This is a genomic window from Butyrivibrio sp. AE2032, from assembly GCF_000702965.1.
This window is the reverse complement of record NZ_JNLF01000003.1, coordinates 876,727-891,547: the sequence shown is the minus strand read 5'-3', so window position 1 is coordinate 891,547 and position 14,821 is coordinate 876,727. Positions and strand designations below refer to the sequence as shown.

The window sequence follows — 14,821 nt, the reverse complement described above, 5'->3', positions numbered from 1 at the left end:
GACGTGGAGTCGGTGGGGGTAGTTCATGAGATTTCTTGGTAATTTGATTTGGATTTTGTGCGGAGGGCTGCTTAGTGCCCTGGGATGGTGGATTGTAGGACTTCTTTGGTGCTGCACAGTTGTAGGAATACCTTTCGGTAAGCAGTTCTTCAAGATTGCAAGAGTAGCTCTTTTACCATTTGGAGCAAAGGCTGTGAGAGTACATTACTAAGAACGGAGCGAGGAAGTAGATGTTTTTTATCATGGGAATAACAGATGGCAGGAAGGATTTTGATTTTAATCAGCTGATTACCTGCGCAATCTGTGGGAAATATGGACGCTTCAACGTGTTTATGACATATACAGTGCTGTCTCTTTTCTTTATACCGACCTTCAAGTGGAACAGGCATTACTACGTGCAGACCAGCTGCTGCGGAACTGTTTATGAGCTTGATCCGGAGATTGGTAAGATGATCGCAAGAGGCGAAGAAGTGGAGATTCTGCCAAGTCATCTGACTCAGGTAAGCGGCGGAAGAGGATTCACGACCGGTTATAAGAGATGCAGACAGTGTGGATACGAGACAACAGAGGACTTTGATTTTTGTCCTAAGTGCGGAACGAGGTTTTGAGGAGCTGGGATTATGCTGAGGCTTAGACCATATAAGAGCTGTGATGCTGAAAAGATAAGTGAATGGATAAAAGACGAGGATGTATTTGTTAAGTGGGGCGGAGATCATTTTGGAGAGTTCCCGATTACCGCAGGCATTATTGATGACAAGTACAGACAGAGTAATGGCGACTGCAAAGAGTTAGACAACTTTTATCCCTGGATCGCAATAGATGATGAGAACAGAGTAGTAGGGCATTTCATTATCCGCTACATCCATGGCGATAACAGGATCCTTAGATTCGGCTGGGTAATTGTAGATAATACCATCAGAGGAAAGGGCTACGGGGCAGAAATGCTTCGCCTGGGCCTTAAGTACGCTTTTGAACTTATGGATGCTAAGGTTGTTACCATAGGTGTGTTTGAGAACAATGACATTGCTCATGAATGCTACAAGAAGATTGGATTCAAGGATAAAGAGATAACGGAAAAAGAGCCTTTTAATATTATTGAGATGGAACTGAAGAGGGAAGATTATTTCGCGTGAGGTTTTGATACGCGACAGAGGAGGCATCATTTGAAAAAGGCAATTCGCATTATTCTCATTTTTATAGCACTGATTATTATTGTGCTGGCGGGACTATTGATAAAGTTACAGATTCAGACAGAAAGAATCCTTACTGATTATTCATCTATATATATAGATGATAAATATAGTACTCCGGTTTATGTTGATGGAGTAGAAGTAATAACTCAGGATGTTTCCTGTGGTTATGCCTGTATTGAGATGTTTTCTGCATGGAATGGGGGACATCTGACAGAAGAGGAGCTGTACAATGAATATGGTAAGGTTATAACCTCAACAGGAGATAAGTTCTGCGAAGAAATGAACAAGCGTTTTCCGGAGTATACTACGTCCATCCATAAATACATGCCAAACACGGAACTGATAGATGTAGTTTATAAAAACCTGACAAGAGATGTTCCTGTGCCGTTTGAGTGGGCAGCAAAGTATGGAGATGTATGGACTCTTCATTACTCCTTGCTCGTAGGGATGGATATACCTAATAACAAGATAACTATAGCAAATCCGTATGGCTATGTTGAGGAGATATCCATAGACGAATTTCTGCAGAGAACAAGCTTTGAAGCCTATGAAAACATGCCATTTTATTTCAAATTAGCATTTGCTATAGGCATCTTTGAGAAAAACACAATCTTTACAGTACAATGAAGATTAAGCTTTAACTTTCAGGAAGGGATGGAATCCTTATATAAAAAGAAAGTAGCTGTCTTTGGCATTGGAGGCGTGGGCGGATATGTATGTGAAGCCCTAGTCCGTAGCGGGACTCCTTATTGCAGGAGAAATAGTAAATGATCTGATCAGAAATGAAAAAACTGGAGAGTAATCTTATAGATACAGCAAAGGCTCAGGACTTGGCAATGAGCTGATAGACTTTTTAAACAGATTTTCAAGAAGGAATTGTAAATAGGTGGATAATAAACAGCTCTTTAAATATGCGTTTATAAAGTCAATACCAATCATGTGCAGTTATCTTTTTGTGAGTATGGCCTATGGAATCCTGAAGGAAGAGTCGGGGTTTGAATGGTATTACTCACTCCTTGTCAGCCTGTCTGTAAATACTGGAGCTTTTCAGTTTGTTTTGACCACGTTGCTTTCGGCGGGAGCATCAATACTTACGATAATGATAACAGCTCTTTTCATGAACAGTAGGCAGATACTCATAAACCTGCATTGGCTGGATTGGCTGTTGGAATTATCAGCCTCTTAATATTTGGAGAGAATCAGTTTATGCTTCCAGCTCTTATCATTGTTTCAATGCTGCTAGTTTTGTATAACTCAAGAAAGCAGGTGGCAGTAGAATGATGAGACCATGGTATATTTTATTGGCAATAGTAATGTCAGCGCTAATCACCTTTGGACTTAGGGCGCTGCCATTTGTTCTTTTTAGAGGCGGACGCAGTATGCCGGAATGGATGCAGCGCCTTGGACAGATTCTTCCATCAGCAATCATGGCTGTGCTTATCGTATACTGCTTGAAAGGGGCGAAGAGTAATCCTATCGGAATAGGAATTCCTGGAATTATTGCAGTTGCTGTTGTTGTAGCCAGTTATAAGAGGAAGCACAATACATTTATCAGCATTATAGCCGGAACTGCTGCGTATATGATTATGTTAAGATGCATGTGATAAAGTGAGCTTTTTTAATATTTCTAAATGTTTTGAAACAAATTGATAATGTCGTGATAATTGAAAGGCTTTTTAGGGCATGATATTATTATGATGGACAAGGGAACAGGCAAGAGCCAAATGCTTCCTTGTCTTTTCTTGGCCAAGAGAATAAAGACATGAACCGGGCATCAGCTCATGAGTGCGTAAGTGCATTCGTGGGACTGATGCTTTTTTCATGCCGTAAAGCCAGGCGGTGAAAAAAGCAGGGCAGCAACCAACAACAGCTCGATTATTAAAGTAATTGACTCTGCCCTTAGGGCAGGCTTTATGCTTTAAGTACTATAATGAATAACGTGAGGTAAAGAAAATGCAGATAGGAAGTTCTAACGATGCAAATGCAGTAAAGGAGCAGTATGCATCATCTAAAGGGTTGAATACGCGCCTGTCATTCCATGATAAGTGTTCTACAAATAAACAGGGATATGGCAATTGGATTGTTTCTAATTATGAAATATCAGAAGGTATGAAAGTATTAGAGCTTGGCTGTGGAACTGGCAGCATATGGATGGGGCGCGAAGAGCTTATCAATAAATGTGACCTGCTTGTACTTACCGATTTATCTGAAGTGATGCTTGAAACTGCAAAAAATAAATTGGGTGAAAGAGATAATATCAATTATAAACAAGCAGATATCCAGAATTTACCCTTTGAGGATAAATCTTTTGATGTAATCATTGCGCATTCAATGTTGTATCATGTTCCTGATCTTGATCAGGGAATTCGAGAAGTCAGAAGAGTCCTAAAAGATGGAGGGACATTTTACTGTGCAACACTTGGAGAATATAATTTTCCAGAGAAGCTTGCAGAGTGGTTTGAACTTAGCGGAGAAAGCTTTAAGCCGAATCATAATTTTACAATGCAAAATGGAGAAACAAAACTGAGGACTTCTTTTTCAGATGTTAAAGCTGTTTTTTATGAAGACTCCTTACATGTAACGGATATAGAGGATCTAGTGGAATATTTGAGGAGCCTTGCTTCATTCAAGGCTATTATTGATCTTCCTGTTGAAAATATCAGAAATGTACTTAGAGAACATGTCAGGGATGGCGCGATAGATTTGCCTAAGGATTATGGGATGTTTATTTCAAGATAATCATGCAGAATAATAATGGTATCATTTCAAATGGTGGCATGGATGGCTATTCGGGATGTTATGAGAGGTAATTTGGGTTGATAAGGAAAACCTTGTAGCAATAACCCATATCCGGAAAGATAGTTCCACTTGACGATATATTGTGGTGCTGAAGTGTGAATTGAATTTTGTGAAATTATAGTGGGGCTATTGTGTGAATAGGTGGAGCTCAATTGCGAACTAGGTGGGCTCACAGCCCGAAATATTCAGATAACTTCAAATGAAAAAGATGTACATGGAAATTATGACTTTCGTGTACATCTTTTTTTGTAGCAATGCATTATTTATGTATTTTTTAGATTATCAAAAATCGGAATATAGTACAATTAGGGAGGATATTTAAAATCTGAATCGGGAACAAAAGTAAGTTATACCACAGATAGAAAAAGAAACATATACATCGATTTCAACAGGTGAGCAGGTTTATCTGCCTGCAACAATGGGTCATAAAAGGTATGAAATACAGTGTTGACACCTACAGACTTTATCAGAGCGAAAAGCGCTTTGCACATACTGTTCGCATCCATGTAAGAATGAAGGAGCCTTTGGATATTGATGTCCTTGAGCAGGCGGTAAATACTGCTATCAGGCGCTATCCTTACTTTGCTGTAAGAGTTTCTGTTGATGAGGACGGTGGATACGTTCTTGTACCGAATGATAAGAGAATAGTTGTTATGCCTACAGCAGAGAAAATGCCAAAGGTTGGTAGTGATGCAGTAAACAACCACCTTATTTTTGTGGATTGTTCGGGGAATGATATTTTTTTTAACATAAGTCATACAATGTGCGGTGGAAAGGGATTTCTTCCGTGGGTTATGACAAATGTGTATGAGTATGTCAAAGAAAAATATAACGTGGAACCATATGCACCGGAAGTCAGAAAACCGGATGACGATCTGCTCCCAGGGGAAACATCAGAACCCACGATGGATATGTTGACAACAGAAGCGCCAGTCTATAAGAGAAAGTTCCAGAAGGCGCCTGTTCTTGGTCTGGACTATCTTAACGGGCTTTTTAATCCATTTAAAAGAAACCCTAATTATACGGTTCTTACAGTTGATCAAAATGATCTTCTGAAAGTCATAAAGGCTAATGATTCCAGCGTGTTGTCCTTTTTCTTTATTATTTTTGCAAGGGCTTTGGACAGAGTGTTCCCTGAAAAGGACAGAGTGATAGTAGCAGAAGCTGCGCATAATATGCGCGACAGCGTGGGACTTCCCAATACACACTGCGACTTCTTGAGTCACGTCTATGTGGATTATGACAGGGATGACCTGAAGGGAGATCTGGAGAAATTAGGGACAAGAACCAGAGGGCAGATGATCCTCCAGACTGATCCGTCTGTCAGCCATGAGCAGGTAAGAAAGCTGTTTGAGCTGTATGAAGCGGTGGACAGGGAGCATGGGCTTAAAGCAAAAAGAAAGTATATGGCAGACAATAGCCTTGCTACAGGTAAAGATGCCCAGCATGGTAGTTTTATAGCAAACTACACAGGACAGATGGACTGGGGAGAACTTGCCGATTACGTTGAGTTTTATGTATTTATCATCGAGGGGCATTTTACAGTAGAAATAACAGCTATGGCAGACAAGATTTTTGTTGGCTTTATGCAGCTGATAAACACTGATAAATATATCAATCTACTGCGGGAAGAGTTGGACAGGGTTGGGGTTCCATGTACAGTAGAAGGACCATTTCCCAAACGGTTGCCAAAACATGAACTGCTTGCAAAATAATATTTTTTAATAGCAATTAGAAAGATTAATTTATGAAACAGAATGACAAGAGAGTAATAGACAGATTTATAGAACTTGCGTTGGTAGACGGAGAATCATTTAATGAACGGATGGTTGCTGACTATCTTGTGGCGGAGTTTCAAAAGCTGGGAATAAAGCTTTGCGAGGATGATACAGCCGGTAAGATTGGAGGTAACTGCGGAAATCTATATGGATTTGCGGAGGGGCGGGGAAAGTATGCAGATTCTGAGCCTATTCTGTTCTGTGCACATATGGACACCGTAGCTCCGGGTAATAATAAAAAGATCATACTAAATGATGATGGAACCATCACAAGTGACCATACTACTGTCCTGGGGGCAGATGACAGGGTTGGTATAGCAGGTATTATCGAGGCATACACTGAAGTCTTGGAGGAAGAGCTGGATCATCCGCCAATAGAGTTTCTGTTTACAGTGGCAGAAGAGGTTTACGGTCTTGGAAGTGCAGCTCTTGATTATTCAAAGATTCGTTCCAGGATAGCTTTTGCTCCTGACTGCAGCGGAGAATACGGAGTCTATTCATCCTGCGAACCGACCCTCATTTCATTCGAAGTACATATAAAGGGCAAGGCCTCTCACGCAGGTTATGAGCCCGAAAAGGGAATAAATGCGATCGCAGTAGCTGCAGCTGCAATCAGCAGAATAAAGCAGGGATGGGCGGATGATCACACAACGCTGAATATCGGTACTATTGAAGGCGGAAGTGTGACCAACGCTGTTCCGGAAAACTGCCTCATAAAAGGTGAGATAAGAAGCGGTGTCCATGAAGATGCATATCAGACAATGGAATATGTGGAAAGCGTTTTTTCTGAAGAGGCGAAGAGTGCAGGTGCAGAGCTTTGTATAGATAAAAAAGAAAGAATCACCGTATACAGGAAAGATCCCGAAGCCCGGGCGGGAAGTGCTTTGGATAGGTATAAAAGAGCTTTAGGGAAGCAGGGCAGGGAAACATTGGCGAAGAAGTCCTATGGCGGAAGTGATATAAATTCTCTGATAAAACACGGGATGGACGGTCTTAATATATACGGTCCTATGTATAACATACATACAACTGAGGAATATACAACTGTTCAGGAAATAGTCAGCTTCGCAGAACTGCTTAAGATTCTTATGGTTCTGGATTGGACAGAATGATTGGGAATGAGATATCTGAAGGTGAAGAATAGGGCAGTGGCAGCAGTAATTATCTTATCAGAAAGACTAAACAGGATACAATAGAGAATATATGGAAGATCAAGTGGAGTAACTGAATTCAATCGGAGAAGGAAAAATGAGGGAAGGTATATAAAGCATCGGAGGAGATAAGACGAATGGATAACAAGAAAGTTATGGCTGTTCCAAGGATTTGTGCGTATCTTGTGATAGTAGTTTGTATTTTAGGGATTATAGTGGGCTCTATTTTTGATTACAGTATTAACGTAGCACTGGCGAACAAGACTGACATTGGAACCTTTTTTGCTACCTATGGTTCTTATTTTTCCTATTGCTTATATCCTGCAGCTGGGATGTGTATCTTTAAGGGGCTCATGAAAAAGGGCGACAGATTTAAAATGCTGGCTTGGACAATAATGCTGATCTCATACTTTATGGCTGTTTACTACAGCAATAATTACAACGGATCAAAGGTAAGAGAGCTGTTTGGATATACAGCGGGAGATGCATCACCGCTTTTATCAGTAGTAAGCTGGGGATTCTGGGTAGTACTGTATGCTTGGGTGCCATTTGTCTGCTATCGTGTATTTGATGATGTGAGTCCGGACAAGTTGATAATGACAGGTGCAGCTATTCTGGTAGCTGGGATTGTAGCCGATAATACAAACCTCTGGCTCAAGCAGGTAGCATCAAGACCAAGATATAAGTACCTGATAACCCTTGATGACCCTATGTCGGAGTTCAGGAACTGGTGGCAGATGATTCCTAATCTCGCCGGATCAAATGACAGTTATAAGAGCTGGCCCAGCGGAAATATGACAATAGCAAGCATGATGTTTTCGCTGCCAATGCTCTCGGATGTTCTTAAAAAACGTTCAGAGAAAAAGAATATTGTCTGTTTTGTGATTGCAGCATGCTTTGTTGTGCTTTACGGCTATAACAGAATTCATATGACAAACCATTTTCTTTCTGATGTATGCTTTGGAACACTGATCACTTACATTATTTACCTGGTTGTGAGCACAGCGTTTTTACAGGCTGTGAATAGGGAAAAGTAAGGATTACGATTTGATAGAACAGTGAAAGAGGTGTGAAAGGAAAAAACGGATATGACTAAAAAACATGGTGTTTTAGACCGTCCAATCATTGGCTATTCCCAATATTGATTTTGGGACTATATATATTTACGGGCTTATAACATTTGATTGGAAGAAGGTGGACCCTCTTGTGTTTGGGACTGATTTCTTTGATTTGGATGCAACATATGCCTATGTCAATTACGGGGAAGCAGTCTGCCCGGAGGATATCAGGGAGCAGGCAATCTGTATCGATGGGGATATCGGTACGGTAATAGACGAATTGAGGAAGTGATTTCATGATCATAAATACAGGGATGCGAACGGACATACCGGCATTCTACCATGAGTGGCTGATAAATCGAATAAAAGAAGGCTTTGTGCTGGTACGTAATCCTTACAACCCGTCTCAGGTGACCCGGTACAGTCTGTCCCCGGAGGTTGTTGATCTGATCGCATTCTGTACGAAGAATCCGGCACTGATGTTGCCGCATATGGATGTACTAAAGCCTTACGGACAATACTGGTTCGTTACTATTACGCCATATGGGAAAGATATCGAGCCTAATGTGCCGGATAAGCAGAAAGTGATGGAAGACTTTAAGAAGCTTTCTGATGCCGTCAGTGTAGACAGTGTTGGATGGCGATATGATCCGATCTTTGTGGATGATAAGCATTCCGTGGACTGGCATATAGAACAGTTTGAGCATATGGCTGCAACACTTTCAGGATATACGAAGACCTGTGTGATCAGCTTCATCGACATCTATAAGAAAGTGGAGCGGAACTTTCCGGATGCCAAGGAGGTTTTTAAGAAGGACAGACTGACGATCGGCAAAGCTTTTATTGAAATCGCAAAACAGCATGATATGATCATCAGACCGTGTGCGGAGGGAAATGACCTGCAAGCCTACGGTGCAGACTGCTCCGGCTGCATGACGGTAAAGACTTTTGAGACTGCTCTCCATGCAAGACTCGATGTTCCTAAACGAAGCAGGAATCAGAGGAACAATGAATGCGCCTGCCTTTTGGGAACCGATATCGGGGCATATGACACTTGCGGCCATCTTTGCAGGTACTGTTATGCCAATACGAATGCAGCACTTGTGAGAGAGAATATGACGAAGCACGATCCAAAGTCACCCTTCCTGATTGGGAACAGTCAGCCCGGGGATGTAATCCATGAGGCAGAGCAGAAAAGCTGGCTGGATCTGCAGATGAGATTGGAGATATGATGGTATATTATACAGTTCTTTAGCTGTCATTCCCTTGAACAATCTACTCTTTTCTATACCTTCAAGGTTCATAAATTTTTCTCCAAAATGTGGTTTGAACAACATACTTGTTATGAACAGTATATTATACTGACACCATCAGAACAAGAACACAGGTCAAACAGAGAGGTTTAATGATGGTAAGAAAGATAATAAAAATCGATGAAGAAAAGTGTAACGGCTGCGGTATCTGCGCAAACGCATGTCATGAAGGAGCCATTGATATTGTGAATGGAAAGGCAAAACTGGTAAGAGAGAACTTCTGTGATGGATTTGGGGACTGTCTGCCGGGATGCCCAATGGGAGCAATCTCTTTTGAAGAAAGAGAAGCGCCTGCGTATGACGAAGCAGCAGTAAAGGCAGCACAGGAGAAGAAAGGATTGGTAAAAGATATGCATCAGTGCGAAAACAAGATGATGAAAGAAATGGAACAACACGCTGCAGGACATGGATGCCCCGGTTCAAGGTTTATGACACTTAAGAGTGGCAATCAGGAAGACATTGATCCCGGACAGGACATGATATCAAGAATGAGCACTCATCCATCAAGACTGATGCAGTGGCCATGCCAGATAAAGCTCCTTCCAACGCAGGCAGACTTTTATAATGGGGCCAAGCTCCTTATTGCAGCTGACTGTACAGCATATGCCTACGCTAACATGCATGAGGAATTTATGAAGGGCAAGGTTACAATGATTGGATGCCCAAAACTTGACGAAGGCGACTATACTGAGAAGCTTACGGAGATCATTTCAAACAATGATATTGTCAGCGTGACCATAGTAAGAATGGAGGTTCCATGCTGCGGAGGGCTGCAGAGAGCCGCAGAGAATGCAATAAAGAATAGCGGAAAGTTTCTTCCTTGGCAGGTTGTGACAATCTCTAGAAATGGTAAGGTACTTGATTAAATTTCCCAGTAAGCATATATTTCATGGGCTTTTGATATAAGTGAGTTTATACTGAATGTAGCAAGAAAAAAGGAGGCATATTATGTCAGCAATAAATGAGAGAAAAGTAGCAGTAGTAGGTTGTGGATTTGTTGGGTCAGCATCAGCTTTTGCCCTGATGGAGAGTGGGCTCTTTTCCGAAATGGTGCTGATAGATGTGAATAAGGAGAAGGCTGAGGGTGAGGCTCTTGATATCAGCCATGGACTTCCCTTTGCAAAGCCAATGCAGATATATGCCGGAGATTACAAGGATGCAGGCGATGCTGCAGTTGTGGTTGTTACGGCAGGGGCAGGACAGAAGCCCGGCGAGACAAGGCTCGATCTCGTAAAAAAGAACGTGGGAATCTTTAAGTCGATTATTCCGGAAATAGCAAAGTACAACAAAGATGGAATTCTTCTGATAGTGGCTAATCCTGTTGATGTTCTTACATACGCAGCAGCCAAACTCAGTGACTTCCCTGAAAACAGAGTATTTGGCTCAGGAACAGTACTTGATACGGCCAGATTCAAATATCTTCTTGGTGAGCACCTGAGTGTAGACAGCCGTTCAGTACATGCATTTATCATAGGTGAACACGGAGACAGCGAGATAGCAGCATGGAGTAGTGCAAATGTATCAGGAATTCCGATCCATGATTTTTGCGAGATGAGAGGACATTTCGAGCATGAAAAAGCTATGAAAGAGATTGCTGAAACTGTCAAGAATAGTGCTTATGAGATCATCGAGAAAAAAGGTGCTACTTATTACGGAATTGCCATGAGTGTAAGGCGTATCTGTGAGGCTATCATACGTGATGAAAAGTCAGTTCTTCCTATATCCAGTATTCAGCACGGTGAGAATGGCATTGATGGCGTCGCTCTCAGCATGCCGGCTATTGTCGGAAGAGATGGTGTTGAAGGATCTGTGCCAATCAGACTCAGCGAGCAGGAAAAGGCTGCATTACTAGAGTCATCGGAAACTTTGAAAGCAGTAATAATTGAATCGCTTTGAGTACGGATGTGAGTTCAATCGGAATATAAAAAGTTGTACCGCTCATAATCAGCATAAATTAAGTATTGATTTTTGAATATTGGCGGTTTATTATATACATATATATTGCGCGCAATCTAATAGAGACAAATACAAAACACAGAGGATATAGGTAATGGGAAGAGTAGAAGTTCGTTACTGTTCAAGGACGAAAGCTGGAAACACAAGAAGAATAGCTGAAGCAATAGCCTAAGGAGCTGCAACAAAAGCTGTAAGCATAGATGATGAGCCGAGACTGACAGAAAAAGCGGATATTCTTTTTCTTGGAGGAGCCCCATATGCCAATATAATGGCACCAGAGCTCAGGCAGTATGCTGAGGAACTTGATCCTGGCATGGTGGGAAAGATAGTTCTTTTTACCACCTCAAACTGGTCGAGAAGAACAGTCTTGGCATTGAAGAAAATCTTTAAGGGAAAAGGCATAGCAGTTGCAGAGGATTATTTCTACGCACATATGCTTAATATCGACGGTAAAATTGAGGCAGCAAGACAGTTTGGCGCAGAGAATGGAGTATAAGACATGAATGTTTATGATTTTACAGTGAAAGACAATAAAGAAAATAATGTATAGATAAAGAAGGAAATGTTGTCGAGAGGTTTGCACCATCAGCAAAACCGGAAACATTGGTAAGCAGCATTGAGTCACAATTGGGCAGATAACACAAAAGGAGATAAAGTATGAGCAGAACAAAGGTTGGCAAAAGATGGAAGCGATAGAAGCTATTTTAACAAGAAGAAGTACCAGAAGATATTCCGGAGAAATGCCGGAAAGAGCGCTTGTAGAAAAAGTGATTGAGGCAGGCAGATATGCGCCTAGCGGTGGAAATAATCAGACTACCCACTTCATTGTTTTTTCAGATGCCGAAATCCTTTCTGACATGGCGGGATTAGTCTGCAAAGAGTTCGCAGAAATGGAAATCACTGAGGGTATGTATTCTTCTTTGAAGAATTCGATAAATGCGGCAAAGAAAGGTGGATATATATTCCACTACGGAGCACCTGTTTTCATAGTTACAGCCAATAAAAAAGGCTATGGCAACGCTATAGCAGACAGCGCCTGTGCACTGGAAAACATGATGATAGCTGCCAATGCTCTTGACATGGGCTCATGTTGGATCAACCAGCTCCACTGGCTCGATGAAAATGAGGCTGTGCGGAACTTCATGTATAAGTATGGTCTTAGGGAAGATGAAACGATAACCGGAGGCCTGATATTGGGATATTCTGAGGCAGGAGAGCCAATCAGGGAACCGCTTGAGAGAAAAGGTAATCCGGTAACCTGGGTAGAAAAGTAAGGTGATAATTCTGATATAACCCTAGGCTATCATCAGCCATAGGTAAATACATACGCAGAGTAAGCGCTACTAACTGTATAATGGTAACAGAGACCGATACATCTTGTGAGGAGGACGAATATGAAGCGTGATACAGTAGTTACTAAACTTAGAAAGCTGGCAGAAAATGCCGATGTTTCAAATGTGGATTTTCTTGCCGTTCAGGTGAATCTGACAGATCAGGATCCCGGAGTGTTCTACGTTGAAGTTAAGGACCACAAGATCAATATAGAGCCTTACGATTACCATGACAGGAACTGCGCTATATCAATCAAGTCCGATGATTTTAATAAGCTAATCAGTGGAAAGTTAGATCCTATAGCAGCTTTTACTATCGGCAAACTTAAGGTTGACGGTGATGTAGGGAAGGCTTTGGATTTTTCCAAGCTTCTTAAATGATCGGGGAGTAAGCAGACATGATTAATGAAAGGGTAAAAGAGTTTCTTGTCTCCAATAATCTTGGTGATAGGCTTACTGAGCATGCAGAGACGATTGATACAGTTGAACATGCTGCACAGCAGATAGGTTGCACCGAACCGGAGATTGCAAAGACATTGTCTTTTGTGGTAGATGAAAAGCCTGTAATTGTGGTAATGGCAGGCGATGGTAAGGTTAACAGTTCTAAGTTCAAATCACTATTTCACACTAAGCCACACATGATACCCAGAGATCAGGTAGAGAGTATCACGGGATTCCAGCCAGGTGGAGTATGTCCTTTTGCTGTGGCTGATGACATCCCTATTTGGTTGGATGTATCCATGAAGAGATTTGAATATGTCCATCCTGCAGGAGGTAATGAGTTTACTTCTGTTAAAGTTACACCTTCAGAGCTTGAAGCTGTTACCGGAGCTGAGGGCTGGTGCGATGTGTGCAAGGGATGGGAAGAAGACGAGTAACAGTGTTTGTGCTAAAGGAGGAAACAGATGAGCAGAGTTAATTTTGGAGCAAAACCACTTATGTACCCGCAGCCGGTTCTTATCATTGCAACATATGACGAGAATGGAGTACCGAATGCTATGAACGCAGCCTGGGGTATAACCACTGACTTTAAAGAGATTACAATCAGCCTGTCTGAACACAAGACTACTGACAATCTCGCAAAGAGAGGTGCTTTCACAGTAAGTCTTGCTACTGAAGACCAGGTGATTCCCTGCGATTATGTTGGGATAGAATCAGGAAGAAAAGTACCTGATAAATTTGAAAAGGCTGGATTTCACGCAACAAAGAGTGAGTTTGTTGATGCACCTTTGATTGATGAACTTCCTGTTGCTCTTGAGTGTAAGGTAAAGAGCTTCACAGACGGCATACTTGTTGGCGAGATCGTAAATGTAAGTGCGGATGACAGCGTGATTACAGAGGGCAAGGTTGATATGAAAAAGCTTAGACCTATAGCATTTGATCCATTTAACAATGCTTACGATGGAATTGGTGAGAAAGTAGGCAATGCATTTTCTGATGGAGCTAAACTGAAGTGAGTATAAATTGAGTATAGATTGAGTATAAAATGATCATATCATGAATACATCAAGAAGAACAAAACTTCTTGAACCCCACACATATACTTTTTCATATTCATAACACACAAAAAGGCTGATCCGAATAAGTAGTCAGCCTTCCTCCCTCAAACAACCCAGATACATTAAGGGCATTTACCATAGATGATACTCTGATGACTCATATGGCATCAGAGTATTTTTTTTACTATAATTTAAAGAGTGATTATTTGGGAAAAAGAGGCATTTATGGAGACTTCCAGAAAGACAATAAATGTAGTAGCTGCACTGATCAGAGACGGGAAAAGAGTCTTTGCCACAGCCAGAGGATATGGCAATTATAAAGGCTGGTGGGAATTCCCCGGAGGCAAGGTTGAGTCTGGAGAGAGCCCTGAAGATGCTCTGGTAAGAGAAATCAAGGAAGAGCTTGATTCTGAGATCAGCGTTGATGAGTATATCAGCACTATTGAATATGATTATCCGGACTTTCATCTTTCCATGAGGTGTTATTGGTGCAGCCTGATATCAGGAAATCTGGTGTTAAAAGAAGCTGAGGATGCCAAGTGGCTTGATGTAGAGACCATTGATTCGGTAAAATGGCTTCCTGCAGATATTACTCTGATAGATGAGATTAAGAAAAGGATGGCGTAAAGGATATGACACCTACGGACCTTTCAAGCTTGTTGGTGGGATACAGAAGGGGCATCCAACTGAGGATGAGATAGCTGAGGCAGTGGAATTCTATAAGAATCTGTAATGGAGGATTG

At 41.5% G+C, this 14,821-nt stretch carries 20 protein-coding genes and 2 pseudogenes; all 22 read left to right on the top strand.

Annotation, left to right across the window (positions count from 1 at the left end):
- The first annotated feature begins 25 nt into the window (after positions 1-25).
- Complete coding sequence (locus BO18_RS05875; protein ID WP_051688527.1) at positions 26-211, top strand: YccF domain-containing protein; 186 nt, start codon at positions 26-28, stop codon at positions 209-211.
- Positions 212-230: 19 nt separating this feature from the next.
- Positions 231-608, top strand: coding sequence for a zinc ribbon domain-containing protein (locus BO18_RS05870; RefSeq protein ID WP_034444469.1), 378 nt, complete (start codon positions 231-233; stop codon positions 606-608).
- A gap of 12 nt (positions 609-620) precedes the next feature.
- Positions 621-1,133 carry a GNAT family N-acetyltransferase gene (locus tag BO18_RS05865; RefSeq protein WP_034444468.1) on the top strand — a complete coding sequence of 171 codons (513 nt, stop codon included), beginning with the start codon at positions 621-623 and terminating at the stop codon, positions 1,131-1,133.
- 30 nt (positions 1,134-1,163) lie between these two features.
- Positions 1,164-1,820, top strand: coding sequence for a hypothetical protein (locus BO18_RS05860; RefSeq protein WP_034444466.1), 657 nt, complete (start codon positions 1,164-1,166; stop codon positions 1,818-1,820).
- 27 nt (positions 1,821-1,847) lie between these two features.
- Positions 1,848-1,934 (top strand): annotated as a pseudogene (locus BO18_RS36460) (tRNA threonylcarbamoyladenosine dehydratase); the annotation flags it as partial.
- A 196-nt stretch (positions 1,935-2,130) separates the two neighbouring features.
- On the top strand, positions 2,131-2,379 hold the full coding sequence (locus tag BO18_RS36455; RefSeq protein WP_334291221.1) for an AzlC family ABC transporter permease: 249 nt from the start codon (positions 2,131-2,133) through the stop codon (positions 2,377-2,379).
- Positions 2,380-2,470: 91 nt separating this feature from the next.
- Positions 2,471-2,797: a branched-chain amino acid transporter permease gene (locus BO18_RS05850; protein ID WP_330379436.1), complete on the top strand. Its 327-nt coding sequence runs from the start codon at positions 2,471-2,473 to the stop codon at positions 2,795-2,797.
- 349 nt (positions 2,798-3,146) lie between these two features.
- Positions 3,147-3,932 carry a class I SAM-dependent methyltransferase gene (locus BO18_RS05845; RefSeq protein WP_034444462.1) on the top strand — a complete coding sequence of 262 codons (786 nt, stop codon included), beginning with the start codon at positions 3,147-3,149 and terminating at the stop codon, positions 3,930-3,932.
- Between the two features lie 494 nt (positions 3,933-4,426).
- Complete coding sequence (locus BO18_RS05840) at positions 4,427-5,707, top strand: hypothetical protein (protein ID WP_034444459.1); 1,281 nt, start codon at positions 4,427-4,429, stop codon at positions 5,705-5,707.
- A 32-nt stretch (positions 5,708-5,739) separates the two neighbouring features.
- The gene (locus tag BO18_RS05835; protein ID WP_034444456.1) at positions 5,740-6,882 is read left to right on the top strand and encodes a M20/M25/M40 family metallo-hydrolase; all 1,143 of its coding nucleotides are present in this window, start codon (positions 5,740-5,742) and stop codon (positions 6,880-6,882) included.
- A gap of 176 nt (positions 6,883-7,058) precedes the next feature.
- Positions 7,059-7,958, top strand: a complete 900-nt coding sequence (locus BO18_RS05830) for a phosphatase PAP2 family protein (RefSeq protein ID WP_034444454.1) — start codon at positions 7,059-7,061, stop codon at positions 7,956-7,958.
- 169 nt (positions 7,959-8,127) lie between these two features.
- Positions 8,128-8,271, top strand: coding sequence for a hypothetical protein (locus tag BO18_RS34765; protein ID WP_207643565.1), 144 nt, complete (start codon positions 8,128-8,130; stop codon positions 8,269-8,271).
- A gap of 4 nt (positions 8,272-8,275) precedes the next feature.
- A complete protein-coding gene (locus BO18_RS05825; RefSeq protein WP_034444452.1) occupies positions 8,276-9,211 on the top strand; it encodes a DUF1848 domain-containing protein in 936 nt (311 codons plus the stop codon).
- 176 nt (positions 9,212-9,387) lie between these two features.
- A complete protein-coding gene (locus BO18_RS05820) occupies positions 9,388-10,158 on the top strand; it encodes an ATP-binding protein (RefSeq protein WP_034444450.1) in 771 nt (256 codons plus the stop codon).
- A gap of 82 nt (positions 10,159-10,240) precedes the next feature.
- On the top strand, positions 10,241-11,188 hold the full coding sequence (locus tag BO18_RS05815) for an L-lactate dehydrogenase (RefSeq protein ID WP_034444449.1): 948 nt from the start codon (positions 10,241-10,243) through the stop codon (positions 11,186-11,188).
- A 328-nt stretch (positions 11,189-11,516) separates the two neighbouring features.
- Positions 11,517-11,744 (top strand): hypothetical protein, encoded by a 228-nt coding sequence (locus tag BO18_RS05810; protein WP_034444447.1) that lies wholly within the window; start codon positions 11,517-11,519, stop codon positions 11,742-11,744.
- Between the two features lie 187 nt (positions 11,745-11,931).
- Positions 11,932-12,522 carry a nitroreductase family protein gene (locus BO18_RS05805; protein WP_034444445.1) on the top strand — a complete coding sequence of 197 codons (591 nt, stop codon included), beginning with the start codon at positions 11,932-11,934 and terminating at the stop codon, positions 12,520-12,522.
- Between the two features lie 120 nt (positions 12,523-12,642).
- Positions 12,643-12,960: an SCP2 sterol-binding domain-containing protein gene (locus BO18_RS05800; protein ID WP_034444443.1), complete on the top strand. Its 318-nt coding sequence runs from the start codon at positions 12,643-12,645 to the stop codon at positions 12,958-12,960.
- A gap of 17 nt (positions 12,961-12,977) precedes the next feature.
- Positions 12,978-13,457: a YbaK/EbsC family protein gene (locus BO18_RS05795; RefSeq protein WP_026665616.1), complete on the top strand. Its 480-nt coding sequence runs from the start codon at positions 12,978-12,980 to the stop codon at positions 13,455-13,457.
- Positions 13,458-13,484: 27 nt separating this feature from the next.
- Complete coding sequence (locus BO18_RS05790) at positions 13,485-14,036, top strand: flavin reductase family protein (protein WP_034444438.1); 552 nt, start codon at positions 13,485-13,487, stop codon at positions 14,034-14,036.
- 267 nt (positions 14,037-14,303) lie between these two features.
- Positions 14,304-14,705, top strand: a complete 402-nt coding sequence (locus BO18_RS05785; RefSeq protein WP_034444435.1) for a (deoxy)nucleoside triphosphate pyrophosphohydrolase — start codon at positions 14,304-14,306, stop codon at positions 14,703-14,705.
- Positions 14,704-14,811, top strand: a pseudogene (locus BO18_RS34760) (flavodoxin); the annotation flags it as partial. The gene BO18_RS05785 and the pseudogene BO18_RS34760, both read left to right, overlap by 2 nt.
- Positions 14,812-14,821 lie beyond the last annotated feature (10 nt).